At 45.2% G+C, this 16,329-nt stretch carries 16 protein-coding genes; 2 read left to right on the top strand and 14 right to left on the bottom strand.

Annotated features, from left to right (window positions below; translation table 11 throughout):
* Positions 1 to 22: 22 nt before the first annotated feature.
* The 3 genes from coaBC to dnaN all read right to left on the bottom strand — a co-directional run bounded on the left by coaBC (position 23) and on the right by dnaN (position 3,248).
* Positions 23 to 1,237 (bottom strand): bifunctional phosphopantothenoylcysteine decarboxylase/phosphopantothenate--cysteine ligase CoaBC, encoded by a 1,215-nt coding sequence (gene coaBC / locus K6V21_RS17545; RefSeq protein WP_224319387.1) that lies wholly within the window; start codon positions 1,235 to 1,237, stop codon positions 23 to 25.
* A 4-nt stretch (positions 1,238 to 1,241) separates the two neighbouring features.
* Complete coding sequence (locus K6V21_RS17540) at positions 1,242 to 2,012, bottom strand: 3'-5' exonuclease (RefSeq protein WP_224319386.1); 771 nt, start codon at positions 2,010 to 2,012, stop codon at positions 1,242 to 1,244.
* 111 nt (positions 2,013 to 2,123) lie between these two features.
* Positions 2,124 to 3,248, bottom strand: a complete 1,125-nt coding sequence (gene dnaN / locus K6V21_RS17535) for a DNA polymerase III subunit beta (protein ID WP_007209735.1) — start codon at positions 3,246 to 3,248, stop codon at positions 2,124 to 2,126.
* Between the two features lie 177 nt (positions 3,249 to 3,425).
* Here dnaN and K6V21_RS17530 point away from each other — a divergent pair, with 177 nt between their 5' ends.
* Positions 3,426 to 3,800, top strand: a complete 375-nt coding sequence (locus K6V21_RS17530) for a DUF3127 domain-containing protein (protein ID WP_217714555.1) — start codon at positions 3,426 to 3,428, stop codon at positions 3,798 to 3,800.
* 62 nt (positions 3,801 to 3,862) lie between these two features.
* On the opposite strand, the gene K6V21_RS17525 is transcribed toward K6V21_RS17530, so the two are convergent.
* From K6V21_RS17525 to K6V21_RS17505, 5 genes are all read right to left on the bottom strand, one after another.
* A complete protein-coding gene (locus K6V21_RS17525) occupies positions 3,863 to 5,503 on the bottom strand; it encodes a DUF3352 domain-containing protein (RefSeq protein WP_224319385.1) in 1,641 nt (546 codons plus the stop codon).
* 109 nt (positions 5,504 to 5,612) lie between these two features.
* On the bottom strand, positions 5,613 to 6,377 hold the full coding sequence (locus K6V21_RS17520; protein ID WP_224319384.1) for an MBL fold metallo-hydrolase: 765 nt from the start codon (positions 6,375 to 6,377) through the stop codon (positions 5,613 to 5,615).
* A gap of 27 nt (positions 6,378 to 6,404) precedes the next feature.
* On the bottom strand, positions 6,405 to 7,403 hold the full coding sequence (gene murB, locus K6V21_RS17515; RefSeq protein ID WP_224319383.1) for a UDP-N-acetylmuramate dehydrogenase: 999 nt from the start codon (positions 7,401 to 7,403) through the stop codon (positions 6,405 to 6,407).
* Positions 7,404 to 7,420: 17 nt separating this feature from the next.
* On the bottom strand, positions 7,421 to 8,269 hold the full coding sequence (locus K6V21_RS17510; protein ID WP_217714559.1) for a DUF4348 domain-containing protein: 849 nt from the start codon (positions 8,267 to 8,269) through the stop codon (positions 7,421 to 7,423).
* 19 nt (positions 8,270 to 8,288) lie between these two features.
* Complete coding sequence (locus tag K6V21_RS17505; protein ID WP_224319382.1) at positions 8,289 to 9,245, bottom strand: NAD-dependent epimerase/dehydratase family protein; 957 nt, start codon at positions 9,243 to 9,245, stop codon at positions 8,289 to 8,291.
* Between the two features lie 154 nt (positions 9,246 to 9,399).
* Here K6V21_RS17505 and kbl point away from each other — a divergent pair, with 154 nt between their 5' ends.
* Complete coding sequence (gene kbl / locus K6V21_RS17500) at positions 9,400 to 10,590, top strand: glycine C-acetyltransferase (RefSeq protein WP_007216316.1); 1,191 nt, start codon at positions 9,400 to 9,402, stop codon at positions 10,588 to 10,590.
* A gap of 108 nt (positions 10,591 to 10,698) precedes the next feature.
* On the opposite strand, the gene K6V21_RS17495 is transcribed toward kbl, so the two are convergent.
* The 6 genes from K6V21_RS17495 to dnaB form a co-directional block, all read right to left on the bottom strand.
* Positions 10,699 to 12,963: an ATP-binding protein gene (locus tag K6V21_RS17495; protein ID WP_224319381.1), complete on the bottom strand. Its 2,265-nt coding sequence runs from the start codon at positions 12,961 to 12,963 to the stop codon at positions 10,699 to 10,701.
* 132 nt (positions 12,964 to 13,095) lie between these two features.
* Positions 13,096 to 13,575, bottom strand: a complete 480-nt coding sequence (locus tag K6V21_RS17490) for a ferritin (protein WP_224319380.1) — start codon at positions 13,573 to 13,575, stop codon at positions 13,096 to 13,098.
* Between the two features lie 78 nt (positions 13,576 to 13,653).
* Positions 13,654 to 14,127: an N-acetylmuramoyl-L-alanine amidase gene (locus K6V21_RS17485; protein WP_217714564.1), complete on the bottom strand. Its 474-nt coding sequence runs from the start codon at positions 14,125 to 14,127 to the stop codon at positions 13,654 to 13,656.
* A gap of 22 nt (positions 14,128 to 14,149) precedes the next feature.
* Positions 14,150 to 14,251 (bottom strand): smalltalk protein, encoded by a 102-nt coding sequence (locus K6V21_RS17480; RefSeq protein ID WP_167332571.1) that lies wholly within the window; start codon positions 14,249 to 14,251, stop codon positions 14,150 to 14,152.
* Positions 14,252 to 14,275: 24 nt separating this feature from the next.
* On the bottom strand, positions 14,276 to 14,782 hold the full coding sequence (locus K6V21_RS17475) for an HU family DNA-binding protein (protein ID WP_217714565.1): 507 nt from the start codon (positions 14,780 to 14,782) through the stop codon (positions 14,276 to 14,278).
* A gap of 166 nt (positions 14,783 to 14,948) precedes the next feature.
* Positions 14,949 to 16,325, bottom strand: a complete 1,377-nt coding sequence (gene dnaB, locus K6V21_RS17470) for a replicative DNA helicase (protein ID WP_224319379.1) — start codon at positions 16,323 to 16,325, stop codon at positions 14,949 to 14,951.
* Between the last annotated feature and the right edge of the window lie 4 nt (positions 16,326 to 16,329).

The following is a 16,329-nucleotide window of genomic DNA, read 5'->3' as shown; positions in this document are numbered from 1 at the left end:
TCTTATTCCTCACTAGCTATATTTACTTATTCTTCATAACTTCCACCAGACGATCCACAATATCCGCAGCTACTTCCGCCTTTGATTTCAACGGAAAGTCCGTCTTGCTTTCACGGTCAATGATACTGATTTTATTCGTGTCGTACCGGAAACCGGCTCCCTTATCATTCAGAGAATTCAGAACGATAAAATCCAGATTCTTCCGTCGCAGCTTATCCTCAGCGTTATGCTGTTCGTCATTCGTTTCCAGGGCAAAACCTACCAATACCTGACGATCTTTCTTCATCTGTCCCAGACAGGCGGCAATGTCTTTCGTAGGTTTCAAACGCAACGTCATTTCCCCTTCCTTTTCCCGCTTTATCTTAGCATCAGCAACCTGTTCCGGTGTAAAATCGGCAACAGCAGCCGAAAGAATAGCAGCATCAGCCTCTGCAAAAAAGCTACACGCAGCATTATACATCTGATCTGCCGATTCCACAGCAAACCAACGTACCGGATATTTCAATTGCTGTTGTACAGGACCTGATATCATAATGACCTTAGCTCCGCGGGCAGCACATTCATCTGCAATAGCAAACCCCATCTTACCGGAAGAATAGTTCCCGATAAAACGTACCGGATCGATCTTCTCATAAGTAGGTCCGGCAGTGATCATAATGGTCTTACCTCGCAAATCACCTTCTTTCCCGGCAAAATAATTCGCCAGATGTTGAATAATGACTTCCGGTTCTTCCATACGTCCCTTACCTACCAGATGGCTGGCAAGTTCTCCCGTACCCGGTTCTATAATATGATTTCCATAAGAACGAAGCGTATCCAGATTCTTTTGTGTAGAAGGATGGGCATACATATCGAGGTCCATAGCGGGTGCCACAAATACCGGAGCCTTAGCCGACAAATAAGTCGTAATCAACATATTATCAGCCACTCCATTTGCCATCTTGCCAATAGTTGAAGCTGTTGCCGGAGCTATAAGCATAGCATCCGCCCATAAACCCAGATCCACATGGCTATTCCATGTACCGTCACGTTGGGCAAAAAACTCACTGATAACCGGTTTACTCGTCAATGCCGAAAGCGTAATGGGAGTTATAAATTCTTTTCCTGCAGGAGTTATGACTACCTGTACCTCAGCACCTTGCTTTATAAGTCCCCGGATAATATAACAAGCTTTATAAGCAGCAATACTTCCAGTTATTCCTAATACAATTTTCTTCCCTTTCAGTGTATTCGCCATGATACTACTTATTGGTTAATTCACGTAGACGGATCTTTGTCAACATAGCCTTGGTGTTCAGCGTAAAGTCACTGTTTAATATCCAGCTATAATAGCCCGGATCGCGCTTCAACACATCTGTCACCGACATTCCCTTGTATTTTCCAAAGTTAAATACTTCCACACCATTATCATCATAAATCATACGTCCTGCGAAATCCACATTTTTGTTAAAGCTGGAATAATCGGCCAGAAAAGCAACATCATTCTGCAATTCCGAATAACGGTCCAGCTGTGCCATTAGCACCTCATAAGTTGCTTGCGTATCAGCTGCCGCCGTATGTGCATCCTCCAGATTCTTTCCACAATAGAATTTATAAGCAGCAGAAAGTGTACGCTGCTCCAATTTATGGAAAATGACCTGTACATCCACAAACTTGCGGCGACTCAGGTCAATATCTACACCGGCGCGAAGAAATTCTTCCGCCAGCACGGGAATATCAAAACGGTTGGAATTAAATCCTGCCAAATCACATCCTTCTATATCATTGGCAATAGTACGGGCCACTTCTTTGAAGGTAGGACAATCTGCCACATCCTCGTCATAGATGCCATGAACAGCAGACGCACCTTCGGGAATATGCATTTCCGGATTGATACGAAGTGTTTTTGCTTCCTCATTACCATTGGGGTGTACTTTGAGATAACAGATTTCAACGATACGGTCTACATTGATACTCGTTCCGGTCGTCTCCAAATCAAAAAAAACAATCGGGTTTTTGAGGTTTAATTTCATTATTATTATAAGTATAAGCTACAAGCTACGAGCTACAAGCTACAAGTGGCTACGCTATATCCCCAAAGGCACTCGTAACCTGTAGCTTGTAGCTCGTAGCTATAGCAATTATTAATCATTTAGCATCATCGGCATCAGTAGCATCAACAGCTCCTCATTTTCTTCTTGTTCAACGGGAATGATGACACCTGCACGTGACGGATCTGCCAGTTCAATTATCACTTCATCAGCAGCGATATTATTCAAAATATCAATCAGGAAAGTCGATTTAAAACCGATGCTCATCGGGTTACCATCATACTGGCAAGCCAGTGTTTCTTCGGCAGAAGTAGAGAAATCAATATCCTGGGCCGAAATCACAATCTGATTGGGCTGCATACGCAGCTTAATAAGACTGCTTGCCTGTGATGAGAAAATAGATACACGACGCAATGCACCTACCAACTGCATACGGTCCACAGTCACTTTATAAGGATTATTCTGCGGTATCACCGAATTATAATTAGGATAACGTCCTTCAATCAGACGACACACCATGCGGTATTTTTCCAATGTAAACACAGCATTACGTTCATCAAATTCAATAACAACTTGTCCTTGTTCTTTAGGCAACAAATTCTTAATCAACGAAGCCGGCTTTTTGGGCAGAATAAATGCTGCGCGTTCATTACCTTTGGCAGCCAGTGTTTTGCAACGCACCAATTTGTGACCATCAGATGCCACCATTGTAATATCTTCTGTGGTAATGTCAAAATAGATACCATTCATCACCGGACGAAGCTCATCATCAGCCGTAGCAAATACAGCGCGATTAATTCCACCCAACAATACGGATGCATCCATTTCTACGCGTACGGCATTATCACCCAGCATAGCCGATTGAGGAAATTCATCTGCATTCTGTCCCATCAGGCTATACTTACCGTTCTGATACTGTACTGTGATTTCCAAAGAATTGGTATTTACTTCAAATGACAGCGGTTGTTCGGGGATTTCCTTCAATGCGTCCAGAATTGTTTTGGCAGCTACGGCAAAGCGTCCGTCAGCATCACTTTCATTCACTTCAACTGATGTCACCATCGTTGTTTCACTATCAGAAACAGTAATCGACAATGTTCCGTCTTTCAGTTCAAAGAGGAAACAATCCAAAATGGGCAACGCATTCTTCGAATTAATCACACGGCTGATAGCCTGTAAATGGCTGGAGAGCGCAGTACTCGAAACGATAAATTTCATATGTTCTGTGTATTTAAGTTTTATATTATTCCCTATTCGTACTATAACTTCATAGTATCGGACAAAGTTACAAAAAAAGATCTTCCCACAGCAAAGAAAATTAAGAAAAAACACCCGGAACTTCTCCGGATTTCCCTAAAAAATTGTAACTTCGCCGCATCATTAAAAAAGAACGCAATGGAATTTACAGGAAAAATTATCGCTATACTCCAACCAAGAGGCGGAGTGGCAAAGTCGGGCAATGAGTGGAAAGCACAAGAATACGTGATTGAAGACCACGGCCAATATCCCCGCAAAATGTGTTTCGATGTTTTCGGAGCAGACAAAATAGAACAGTTTAACATCCAGATGGGCGAAGAACTGACCGTATCATTTGATGTGGACGCACGCCAATGGCAGGACCGTTGGTTCAACAGTATCCGCGCATGGAAAGTAGAGCGTGTTAGTGCAACAGCCCCTGCAGGCGCACCGGGCGCATCTGTTCCGCCGCCGGCACCGACTGCCGCACCGGAATTCCTGGCAGGTGATGCGAAAGACGATCTGCCATTCTAAACTGAAAAGAATTTTAGCACAAAAAAGGGAGAATGTTTTCTCCCTTTTTTGTGTGTTAAATCTTATATTTTATTCCCTTTATATAAAAGCACCAGATTCGGATATACGACTTCTTCTACACAGGTAAACTGTATCGAAAGAATAAAATGCCGGAAGAATTTAGCCTGGCGAAAGAAAAAGTTAGGTATCAGACGCACATAAGTTTCCGGTTGCTCCACCATCTTTTCCATATCCACCATCATTACAAAACTATATGTGGGTGAAAGACTCCCGATCCCCTCTTCATACAACGGAATATCATCCAATACTTCCTCATTCTCCATGGCATCTATATAAGCCGTGAGACTGGCAACATCCGGTGCCATCAGCAGATGCCCGCGATAAAAACACACATACGTATAAAGGGCGGACTCTGTGATGCCTGTCAATTGAGTCAGCAAGGTATTACGAGGCAATATATAATAACGATATCCTTTCGCCTTTGGATAAAGATGATAATCGGGGTATGCCTGCGGAACAGGAGGCGCATCCACTTCCTTCGGAGAAGTATAAAGCAATGACTGCAAGCGGCGTTCAGCCTGCAACACATTCTTCACCGGAACACTCATCACCGCACAAGGAATCTCATTTACTGTATCTTTCGACTGGAAGAGACAGGATATCACCTGATCTCCTGCATACATTTTCAAGAAATCCATCCATTCTTCATCTCTTTCTTTAATATAATCGGAATAAGTTGCCTTGGCATATTCCTGTTTCGCCGTAAAGCTGCACATGGCATTCATATCCGAAATGGCCCAACAATCATAAAAGAAAGTAGAAAGTGGAAGCCGTTCTCCCGGAAACCCCTCTACCGGCTGCTGGCGACGCAAAGCATTTATAAAAGTATGTGTAGTGTCCGATCCGTGACTAATCCCCGAACAATAAATAGCATTCTCATTCAGCTTCAAATCAAATTCCGCCCAACTTCCCAAATAGGTCTGCGAACGAATACCATCTGTATTTTTACCCATCTCCACCGATTTAATGCGCACATACACCGTAGCTTCCACGTTCGCATTCTTCCCAGCATGCATCAGTCTGAATGAAGGCATGTCTATCAACGACTTTTTGGAGAGCCGCGCGTCAATCACCTGTTCTATCAATCGCTTCTGAAAGCTGATCGCCAGGAAGTCCGATGTGAAATACGCTGAAAGGAAACGTCCGTCAGGCATAGGATAAATACTGATCTCCTCACCTCTGTAATCAAAGAATTTAGAAGGGAATGAACTGGAACAATATTTCCTGATGAATGACTCCACCAGCTCATAATCACCTGATCCCAGACTGCAATACAACACTTGGTTCAATGGTGTATCCGGCTCATGAAAACTGATAAGCATTTTGTTCATCTGCTTACTAAGTCCGTGCGGAGTATCCTCAAGCAAGGTATGCAGATAGTTTTTCAGATAAACAAAAAGTTCGGAAGCATAAAGGAAGTGATTATCTTTGCTGCAACTCAACTGGTTGATATCATCCACCAATTCTGCCATACGGTCTGTTTCCAGCACAGCTATTGCGCTTTGAGGCACTAGAGTATAGAGATTAAAATCTTTCTGACTCTCCACCTCATTCAACCTAAAGAATGAATACACCCCGAACCCCGTACATAGCAACACTATGGACACAATCATGGCAATTCTTATGATAAGGCGTAACTTCATGGTTTTTCAGGCATCAAGTTTCGGCAAAAATAAGTATTTCTACTAATAAAACAAAACAAATGTTTCAAAAACTTTAGTAGATATAAAAAAAGTTTTAGAATGCCTGCCTTTAAAACTCTATTTCCATTCCATCAAAAGTTAGATGCACATCAGGAGGAAGCTGCTTTTCGAGTTCCACATGCAATCCGGCATGATGACTCATGTGAATAAAATAAGTTTCGCGCGCACCGATGCGCTTCGCCGTCTCCAATGCCTCGGAAATACTCTGATGCGTAGGATGCGGCTTGACACGCAAGGCATTCACAACCAGAACGTCTAAGTCTTGCAATTGTTCATAGGACTCTTCAGGCATGGTCAGCATATCTGTAATATAAGCCAAACGCTTACCTATGCGATACCCCAGAATAGGCAGACGCCCGTGCATCACCTGAAAAGGAATAATCTCCGTATGATTGATAAAAAAGTTTTTTCCCGGTTCCACTTCTTGCAAGAAAATCTGAGGTACACCGGGATATTTATGTTCCAAAAAACAATAGGGCATTCGCGCACGCAAGTGAGTTGCCGTATAGTCATCGGAATATATGGGAATCTCACCGAAACAGCAGAAAGGACGAAGATCATCCAGTCCTCCTACATGGTCATAATGCTCATGAGTAATCAGTACTCCATCTATTTTTTCAAATGAGGCTGCCCTCAACATCTGTTCCCGGAAATCCGGTCCGCAATCAATCAGTATCACCGCATCATCCGTATGTAACAAAGAAGACGCACGCAAGCGGTTATCGCGCGGATCGGCAGAAGTGCAAACTTCGCACTTACAGCCTATTTCAGGCACCCCTGTCGATGTTCCGCTTCCCAATATTCTTAGTTTCACTTTAATTACATATTAATTATCAATCATCTAAATAAAATTCACTTCGGGATGTATGTCAATGCCGAACTTCTCACGCACCGATGCCCTTACAGCATCCGAAAGAGCTACGATATCAGCTCCCGTTGCCCCTCCCCGGTTTACCAACACCAACGCCTGCTTATCATGCACAGCAGCAGGTCCCAGCGATTTCCCCTTCCAGCCACATTGGTCTATCATCCAACCGGCAGGGATTTTTATCCGATCAGCCCCCATCTCATAAAAAGGCATCCGGGGATATTGTTCCCGTAAGACCTCAAATACTTCACGAGAAACGACAGGATTCATAAAGAAACTTCCGGCATTACCCAGCAGTTTCGGATCAGGCAATTTACTTTCACGGATACTGATAATCACTTGGCGTAATATTTTCAAGTCTACTCCCGGATATTTTTCAAGTTCCTGACGGATAGTACCGTAATCCAACATATAATGTTCTTTCTTGCTCAGGGTGAAACCGACATACGTAACGAATACCTGTTTCATTTCCGGCCGTTTGAAAATACTGTTCCGATATGAATATCCACATTCATCCATCCGGTAAACATGCTTCACGCCCTCTATGTTCATTGTTTCCACAAAAGAAATCAGGTCTTTCACTTCCACGCCATAAGCACCAATATTCTGCACCGCCGAGGCTCCCACTTCTCCGGGAATCAGCGACAGGTTTTCAGTTCCGTACCAACCATGCTCCACACAATAAGCCACGAAATCATCCCACACCACACCGGCACCTACACGTAACGCAACCTTTTCTTCATCTTCTGCTATTACTTCAATACCGCCAATGCGCGAATGTAATATCACCCCTTTATAATCTCCGGTAAACAGCAGATTACTCCCTCCGCCAATATGCAGATAAGGAGAAGTGATGTACCCGGCGGCAATCAACTTCTCCAATTCTTCTACTGAGCTGTATTCCAAAAACACGGCAGCTTCTACATCAAGTCCGAATGTATTGGGTATTTTTCTCATCTCATGCTCCATCATTCGTAATTCGTAATTTTCTAAATGCTCGTATCTTCATATTTATATAATTCCCACTCTCCGCGATGCCTGCGGAAATAGAATATATTAGTGTATCCATTTCCAATCCCGTTTACTTTCAGTATTTTCGTATTCGAGTTATCGCTATTCTTTTGTCCGTAATTGATATTTGACAGTTTATCCACAGGCAATACCGGACGGAAAGCATACCACTGATTCAAGTCGAGTGTAGTCTCCAGGATAGAAAACTCATCATCCGGATCTATTGTGATATACTGTAAAGGTTCGCGAATATGCCGGCTCTGATAAACGCTGTCGGTCACAAAACGCGAATAAAACGCAACGAAGTCTTCATCCTCTCCCTGTTCCATTTGACGGAGATTGATAGCTTCCAGCATCCATACGCCCTTGGTACGCTCGAAGTAGTATTTCTTCACCATGCGGTTCTCCAGGAAAATCCATTCCACCTGCACGGAAGTCAGCGCAGTATCCCCCACCAGCTCCAGATCGTCTTCATTGTCGAAGAGTAATGTGTAATAACTCTGCTGAGTAAACAGATAATCATGTTCCCACTCTCCCTTCTCTATTTTAGAAGGCTTATCAACGTCGTAAAAAGACAATGGAAATTTGGTCCGCTGCTGTTGCAGGGCGTCATCTGAAGCGTAACTGTAGATAAAATCATCAAACGATTCATCCGCTTCTATTGGCTTTGGGTCATTATCAACTTCGGCCTGTGATACAGTATCAGCCTTGTGTGCAGCTGAATCCACCAAATTGGTGATTGTCGCAAAAGGGTCCATCTTCGTTTTCTTGTTGCCACACGACACCAAGAAAACGAGAAGAAAGAACCCCAATCCTATTTTTCTCATTCTTTACCGGACCATAAGGTCACTTATTTAGTTTAGCTCTTAACTTTTCAAGCATGTCCACCGTCATGGACTCTAAATCATATTGCGGTTTCCAATCCCACTCTTCACGAGCACAACTGTCATCCAAGCTGTCGGGCCAGCTGTCGGCAATGGATTGCTTCAATGGGTCAATCTCATACACCATTTCAAAGTCGGGCACATGCTTCTTGATGGACTGGCAGATCTCCTCCGGATCAAAACTCATGGCAGCAATATTGAAAGCATTCCGATGCTTCAGACGTGCCGGTGCTGCTTCCATCAATGAAATAGCCGCATTCAGCGCATCAGGCATATACATCATATCCATATAAGTACCAGGCTTCAAAGGACATACAAACTTTTCACCTTTCACTGCGGAGTAAAAAATATCGACCGCATAGTCTGTAGTTCCCCCTCCCGGAGGAGTTACATTGGAAATGATGCCCGGGAAGCGAACCGCACGGGTATCCACTCCATATTTAGTATAATAATAATCGCTCAACAATTCAGTAGTTACCTTGGTTACGCCATACATCGTACGAGGACGCTGAATCGTATCTTGCGGCGTCTTCACATGAGGTGTAGCTTCTCCAAACGAACCGATAGAACTCGGAGTAAACACTGCGCAACCGTATTCACGCGCCACTTCCAGCACATTCCATAATCCGTCTATACCAATTTTCCAAGCCATGGCCGGACGGCTTTCGGCAACAACCGAGAGCAAAGCCGCCAGATTATAAATCGTATCAATCTTGAATTGGCGTGCCACCACTTCAATAGACTGACGGTCGGTGACGTCGGCAATAGCAGAAGGTCCAGATGCCTTCAACTCGCCTTTAGGCATAGCACTCGGAATGTATCCGGCTATAACATGGTCATCTCCATAACGTTTACGCAATTCCAATGTGAGTTCCGAACCTATCTGTCCGGTTGCTCCAATTACCAAAATATTCTTCATACGACTTATTTATAAGGTGCTCCATCCTTAGAGACGTGCAAATATACATACTTTTTTTTCATTATTCTATCATTTTGCTATTGTTTATTTGAAGAAAAATCGTGTCCTTTGTATCGTTTAGTAATAAGATGACAAACTTTTAATTTATAAAGCTATGTACGGGAAAATGAAAGAACACCTCAGCAATACGCTTGCTGAAATCAAAGAGGCCGGACTCTACAAAGAAGAGCGCCTGATCGAGAGTGCGCAACAAGCCGCCATCACCGTAAAAGGGAAGGAAGTACTGAATTTCTGCGCTAACAATTACCTAGGTTTGTCCAACCATCCGCGACTGATTGCCGCCGCCCAAAAGATGATGGATCACCGTGGCTACGGCATGTCTTCCGTACGTTTCATCTGCGGAACACAAGACATCCACAAAGAACTGGAAGCTGCTATCTCCGACTATTTCAAAACCGAAGACACCATCCTCTATGCTGCTTGTTTCGATGCCAACGGCGGAGTGTTCGAACCTCTATTCAGCGAGGAAGATGCTATCATCTCCGATTCCCTGAACCACGCCTCCATCATTGACGGTGTACGCCTGTGCAAGGCCAAACGTTACCGCTATGCCAATGCCGACATGGCCGAACTGGAGAAGTGCCTGCAAGAAGCACAGGCCCAGCGTTTCCGCATTGTCGTAACAGACGGTGTATTCTCCATGGACGGCAATGTAGCTCCGATGGATCAGATCTGTGATCTAGCAGAAAAGTATGACGCTCTGGTCATGGTAGACGAATCTCACTCTGCCGGTGTAGTAGGTCCTACAGGTCACGGTGTGAGCGAGCTATTCAAAACTTACGGACGTGTGGATATTTACACCGGCACACTGGGCAAGGCTTTTGGCGGAGCCATGGGCGGATTCACCACCGGACGCAAAGAGATTATCGACCTGCTGCGCCAACGCAGCCGCCCGTATCTGTTCTCCAATTCTGTTGCTCCTGCCGTGATCGGTGCAAGTATCGAAGTCTTCAATATGCTGAGAGAAAGCAATGCCCTGCATGACAAATTAGTAGAAAACGTTAATTACTTCCGCGAGAAAATGACTGCCGCCGGATTTGACATCAAGCCTACACAAAGTGCTATCTGCGCCGTGATGCTGTATGATGCCAAACTTTCGCAGATTTACGCCGCCCGTATGCAAGAAGAAGGCATTTACGTCACCGGATTCTATTATCCCGTGGTTCCGAAAGACCAGGCACGCATCCGTGTACAAATCTCCGCCGGACACGAAAGAGAACATCTGGACAAGTGTATAGATGCATTCATCAAGGTAGGAAAAGAACTTGGAGTATTATCGCGCTAAAGCGCGATAAGCTACAGGCTACAAGTGACGAGTTACAAGTTGCTGCGCTGTATTCGTAAGCGAATAATTATTCGCCAGACTACCACACCGAAAGGAACTTGCAACTCGTCACTTGTAGCTTGTAGCTTTTACTCCCGGCAGCACCACCGTAAACCTGCTTCCTTTCCCCGGTTCCGACCACAGTTCGATTTTGCCCCGCAATTTTTCTACAATCACCTGGCAGATGGAAAGTCCCAAGCCGGCTCCTTGCGAAAACTCATCCTGTTTATAGAAGCGGCTAAAGATCATTTTCTGTTCTGAGAGTTCAATGCCTCTTCCGGTATCTTCCACATAGATAGCCACTCGGTCCGATTCAGAAAGATAACGGTATCCCAACTTGATATATCCGGTTTTAGTAAACTTAGAAGCATTATTCAGGAAATTAGTGATCACCTGCGTCAAGCGCCCCTTGTCAACCGTCACTTCCACCTGCACCGCACCCAACTCTTTGATGAATTCCAATTGTTCGGGAATCAGCATCTGGTGAGTCATATAAATACTATCGACCAATTCTGAAACCAAACACTTCTCGTATTCAAATGACATATATCCGGACTCGATGCGCGAAAGTTCCAAAATATCATTGATTAGTTTCAGCAACAAATCACTATTCTTATTAATACTGCCGATGTATTCCAAACGTTCCTCCGGACTCACATCATCATCAAGCGCCAATATATTGGAGAAGCCCACAATTGCATTCAGCGGCGTACGAATCTCATGGCTCATATTTGCCAGGAAAGACTGCTTTAATTCAGCCTTTTCAGCCAGTAGTCTTGCTTCTTCCAATTCCTGCTCACGATCTTTAATCGCCTGTATATTCAGCAACAGACCGGCAGCTTTATATCCTCCACCGGGAAGCTGTATCGTCTTATAACGAAACTCCCACCACTGATAGCCTTTTTCATTAAAGTCACAACGCACCTGAGAAACCACTTTGCCTGCCTTAGAAATGTTTTTCCAGTACCCTTTCACCTCATCCCAATGATCGGGATGCATAAACGACAAGAGTTCCTCAAAACCAAGTGATTTAGCACTCATTTTCTGTGATATCCAGAATTCCTTTTCAAATACGAAATGGTCATTTTCCAGCTTCCAGGCAAAGGTGTCGCTACCTTCAATAGCCAACGCCAATGTTTCCTTTTCACTTTCCAGTTCATAAAGGGCACGTCTCTTCCGTCCTTGTTCGCGGCGATAAAGGAAGAAGAGCCAGACAAACAACGTGGAAAGCAGAATGATAATCAACACAACACCGGTTCCCCATGCTACCGGATATTCTTCCCGGAAAGGAATATTTATAATCGTACATTCCGCCGGAATACTCTCTTTGGAAATGCCCCGTTGCTGCATCACGTTCCAGTCTACCACATATTTCTTACGGCTCTCCCTGATGGGGATATCCGAAGGCTTCTCACCATGCAAAATACGTATGGCAGCACTCACTTCCTCTTCGGCCAGAATCGGGAATGTCGTGATATATCCGCCAAGCAATCTTTCGTTATAGCCGAATGCCTCATTAATCGCAGTGAGACTGGGGCTTGCACATATATTTCCAATATTAACCGATGTATAGTCGCGTTTCATCTGGAGGTAGCACATTCCTATGGAATACTTACTTAAAGTCCAGATAAAGTTTGCAGTTTCCTGTTTCTTTCCAATTCGTACCGACAGACTGGAAAAACGGGCATATCCCTCTTTATGGGGATAATGCAGCCTCTTTTCACGGGGAGTTCCCGAATAGCCGACCATACAGGTCACTTTTTCATCTTTCAGTTGATTTTCTATATCTGCCCGTATCTGCCGGTCGATATACGTAGAATCAAGCACTGTAAACAACTCCACATCTTCACCAAATAACTTTGCTCCCAGGCGTATATTCTTCATCAGATCTATCCGGTCATGAAAGCCCGTCACATTAGGATACTCTTTCAATAATTCCCAATTAGGATAGTTCACTCCACCAAAAACCACCGGAATTTCTGTCACCAAAGGATGACAACACTTGAACAGTGAATAGGCAGCCTGATCATCATTCACCAGAATTATTTCAGGTTTCCAACCATCAGAAACCGAATCGAGCAGATGATACATGTACTTCAACTCCGGTTCTTCCTGGAAAGCCTCACAGTCCAGATATACGATACGAATATCCGCATCAACCCCGTTTCTTCTGAATTCTTTATCTATCAAGCGGTTGAAATCAGGATAGCCGACATAACTTTCCTCGTAAGAATGCACGATTAAAATTCGCCGCTCCTCCCGGTCCGAACAGCTGTTCAAAACGAAAAAAAACAGAAAAAGCCATGCATATATAGACAGAAATGTATACTTCATTATTCAACTATCTGATCCATAAGTGCAACAAAGGTAGAATAAAATATGCATAATCCCAAGAAAAGAAAAAAAGAAGCTATCTGATTTTTTCAGACAGCTTCCCTGCTTGGCAATTCTATATCAAAAAGACTATTAACGTTCGCCCAATTTCACATCTACAAAGAAGATACCCGTAGCACCGGCTTTCTTAATCATATCAACGATGCCTGCAGCCGTAGCCTCTTCTTCTACCTGTTCGCGTACAAATCCCCACAGGAAGTCCTGCGTTGCTTTATCTTTTTCGGCAGCAGCCACATCCACCAACTTGTCGATCATTTCGGATACACGGCGTTCGTGTTTGTACACCTGTTCAAATACTTCCAGCGGAGTACCGAAATCGTTGGGAACTACATCCAGCTTATCAACTTTGGCTTTACCGCCACGTTTGATTACGTAACCAGCCAATGCACAGGCATGTTCGTTCTCTTCTGCCCACTGTTTTTTCAACCAATGCGCCATACCACAATATCCTTCTTTCTCCATATAGAAAGACATAGCCAAATACATGTTAGCCGACCACATTTCAGCTGTAATCTGCTCGTTAATTGCATTTTGTAATTTTTCAGTAATCATAATCGTATTTTTTAATTAAATTGAAATCATTACAAAAGTAACAATGATACACAGACATTGTTCATTTGATAACATTTTTTATATAAAATAGTCCGGATTGACGGGCGTTTCCTGCAAAATAGTCTCAGCATTGAAACATGGACACTCCTTGACCCACTCTTCCGGTTCTATTTCGCCGTTGCTGTTCAGGTCAGGACTAAGGTCACGATGACCTGCCAGCCGAGAACCCGGATAATCCCTCAACAACAACATCACCAATACACGAAGAGAGTGTTTCTGTAAATCTGTTCTTGTATCAGAAGCCCGGCCATTCACATCCAGCCCGCCTTCATAGCACACACTAATCGAGTGAGCGTTGTATCCCCGGGCATGCGCACCGGGCTTTTCAACCGGGCGAAGATTTTTGATATCCCCGTTCTTCCTTATATAATAATGATAACCTGCGCCGGAGAATCCCCGGCGCAGGTGGTCTGTGGTTAAGTCATATTCCGTATAGCAACGGTCAGCGCGGGTGGCGCTGCAATGAATGACGATTAAATCAATTTTTCTCATTTCTTAAAGTATTATCCCGGTATCATTTCCCTGTCATCGCATGCGCGCTAAACGCTCCCAACACAGCCGAAGCCAGAGCAATCACAATCTTCAACACCGCATCCCAAGTCAATTTCTTTTTCATGCCTTATTAAGTTTAGATTAAAGTTTACCCCAGCGGGTTTTCATCCAGACCACCGCCTCCGCCGGAATTACCACCTCCCTGACCACCGGAGGAGGAACCGTCTTCATCCTCCTTTTTATCCAGGGCAAAGGATACATTGGCCGGACTTCGGGTTGCCGCCACGGTTCCGTTCACCAGCCGCAACCCCTTGTCCGGTGTGAAACGGATATGCACCCGTTTGATATTCCTTACCTTACAATCCTCCATTTTCTCCACGCCCGAACAACGGAACGTCATGTGAAATATCCCGAATTGATTCAGTTTCACCTTGTCTCCATTGACAAGTGTCCCTTGAATTTCTTCTACCAGAGCCTCGATCACGTGTTTTACGTCACCTTTGGTCATAGCACAATTCTTCTGAATACTGGCGGCAAGGGTGTCGATATCCACCGTGCCGGCAGAGCGGGGTTTCTGACGAAGATAAAACAACATCGGAGAATCTTTATCACTCACGATTTTTCTACGCTGAAAGCGTTCTACAAGTACATCCATAAAAAAATTAAAGTTTAGGTTAAAAAAATCCGTAATGCCTATCATTAAGCACTTCACAAAGATACAACATCCAGCAGCCAAAGTCAAGTGTTTTGCTATTTATTTCCTCACCAAACGACAATTATTTTCATCCCCCAATTAATACTTAACACTTAATACTTAATACCTATTTCGCATTCCTCATCATCCACTCCAGCGGCGGCACATACTCCCCTATCTTCGTCATACTGGCATTATGCCCGAAGTACACATCCCCCGTCTCCCCATTACGGTTTTTCGCCACAATAATCACACCCAGCCCCTCCGAGGGATATTTACTCTTGCGCTCCGTCGGTATCCCATAAACAGCCGGACGATACAGCAACATCACCAGGTCCGCATCCTGTTCTATCGCACCGCTCTCACGCAAATCACTCAGTGCGGGCCGGTGATCGCCGCGTCCTTCACAGTCACGGTTCAACTGGCAGAGCAGAATCACCGGTATATTCAGCTCCTTCGCCATTATCTTCGCCTTGCGGCTCGCTTCCGCCACTTCCTGTTCGCGGTTGCGGTTTTTCTGCCCGGAACCCACCTCGCAAAGTTGCAGATAGTCGATGATAAGGGCGTCGCACAATCCTTTGCCCTTCAACAGCCGCGCTGAAGAGCGGATATGATCCATTCCCATCTTCGGATTGTCATCCACATAAACAGGCAGGCGTGCCAACTTGCGTGCAGCCTCCAAAGCCTGCTGCTGCTCGTCGGCAGTCATCAGTCCCGTGCGCATGTGGCTGGCATTGATGTCGGCGGCAGCAGCCGTTATCCAGCGGTCGCCCAGTTGCTCGCCCTGCATCTCAAGGCTATAAACCACCACATGCCTGCCCGCAAGCCCTGCCGTTAGTGCCAGATGCAATCCGAAAGCCGTCTTGCCCACCGACGGACGGGCGGCAATAATAACCAGTTCTCCTGGCTGCCAACCCGCCGTCAGGCGATCCAACTCGGCAAGTCCCGTAGGGATGCCCGTAACGCCGTTCAGGTTGTTTGCCACGCGGGCATCCATCAGTTTCAGCGTATCCAGCATCAGCCGGTCCATATCACGCAGATAATCGGCAAAGGCCGCCTCACCTTCCAGATGGTCGGCAAGGTTATGCAGTTCCACCAGCGTGTCGGATATGTCTATCGTCTCATCGGAAGCGGCAGCCAGCAGACGATGCATGCCGATAATAGCCTCGCGCCGCACGTACATCCCGCGCAGGATGGCGGCATGCTGCTCCAGATGGGCGGAAGAAGCTACGCGCGAAGTCAGTTGCGTCAGCCGGAACGGCCCGCCCACGGCTTCCAGTTTGCCACGGGCGGCAAGTTCGTTCTTCACGGTGATGATGTCAATGGACCGGCCCGTATGGTACATAGCCAGCAGGGCGGAGAATATCTCGCAATTGTTCTGTTCGTAGAACATCTCGGCGCGGAGCTTGTCGGCCACGAGCGCCATGGCTGCCGTTTCCAGCAGGCAGGCGCCGAGGACGACTTCTTCCAGGTCGGCATCGTGGGGGTTCAGAATTTCAGCCATACAT

The organism is Bacteroides cellulosilyticus, assembly GCF_020091405.1.
Classification (GTDB): Bacteria; Bacteroidota; Bacteroidia; order Bacteroidales; family Bacteroidaceae; genus Bacteroides.
The sequence above is the reverse complement of the archived record's forward strand: the minus strand, read 5'-3'. Positions and strand labels throughout refer to the sequence as shown.

Excerpts from the sequence above, each read along its gene's own strand:
- K6V21_RS17475 (WP_217714565.1), bottom strand. The coding sequence starts at position 14,782 with ATGGATGTACTTGTAGAACGCTTTCAGCGTAGAAAAATCGTGAGTGAT.
- K6V21_RS17505 (WP_224319382.1), bottom strand. The coding sequence starts at position 9,245 with ATGAAGAATATTTTGGTAATTGGAGCAACCGGACAGATAGGTTCGGAA.
- K6V21_RS17480 (WP_167332571.1), bottom strand. The coding sequence starts at position 14,251 with ATGAAAAAGAAATTGACTTGGGATGCGGTGTTGAAGATTGTGATTGCT.
- K6V21_RS17485 (WP_217714564.1), bottom strand. The coding sequence starts at position 14,127 with ATGAGAAAAATTGATTTAATCGTCATTCATTGCAGCGCCACCCGCGCT.
- coaBC (WP_224319387.1), bottom strand. The coding sequence starts at position 1,237 with ATGGCGAATACACTGAAAGGGAAGAAAATTGTATTAGGAATAACTGGA.
- K6V21_RS17490 (WP_224319380.1), bottom strand. The coding sequence starts at position 13,575 with ATGATTACTGAAAAATTACAAAATGCAATTAACGAGCAGATTACAGCT.
- murB (WP_224319383.1), bottom strand. The coding sequence starts at position 7,403 with ATGATGGAGCATGAGATGAGAAAAATACCCAATACATTCGGACTTGAT.
- dnaN (WP_007209735.1), bottom strand. The coding sequence starts at position 3,248 with ATGAAATTTATCGTTTCGAGTACTGCGCTCTCCAGCCATTTACAGGCT.
- K6V21_RS17525 (WP_224319385.1), bottom strand. The coding sequence starts at position 5,503 with ATGAAGTTACGCCTTATCATAAGAATTGCCATGATTGTGTCCATAGTG.
- K6V21_RS17540 (WP_224319386.1), bottom strand. The coding sequence starts at position 2,012 with ATGAAATTAAACCTCAAAAACCCGATTGTTTTTTTTGATTTGGAGACG.
- K6V21_RS17495 (WP_224319381.1), bottom strand. The coding sequence starts at position 12,963 with ATGAAGTATACATTTCTGTCTATATATGCATGGCTTTTTCTGTTTTTT.
- dnaB (WP_224319379.1), bottom strand. The coding sequence starts at position 16,325 with ATGGCTGAAATTCTGAACCCCCACGATGCCGACCTGGAAGAAGTCGTC.
- kbl (WP_007216316.1), top strand. The coding sequence starts at position 9,400 with ATGTACGGGAAAATGAAAGAACACCTCAGCAATACGCTTGCTGAAATC.
- K6V21_RS17510 (WP_217714559.1), bottom strand. The coding sequence starts at position 8,269 with ATGAGAAAAATAGGATTGGGGTTCTTTCTTCTCGTTTTCTTGGTGTCG.
- K6V21_RS17530 (WP_217714555.1), top strand. The coding sequence starts at position 3,426 with ATGGAATTTACAGGAAAAATTATCGCTATACTCCAACCAAGAGGCGGA.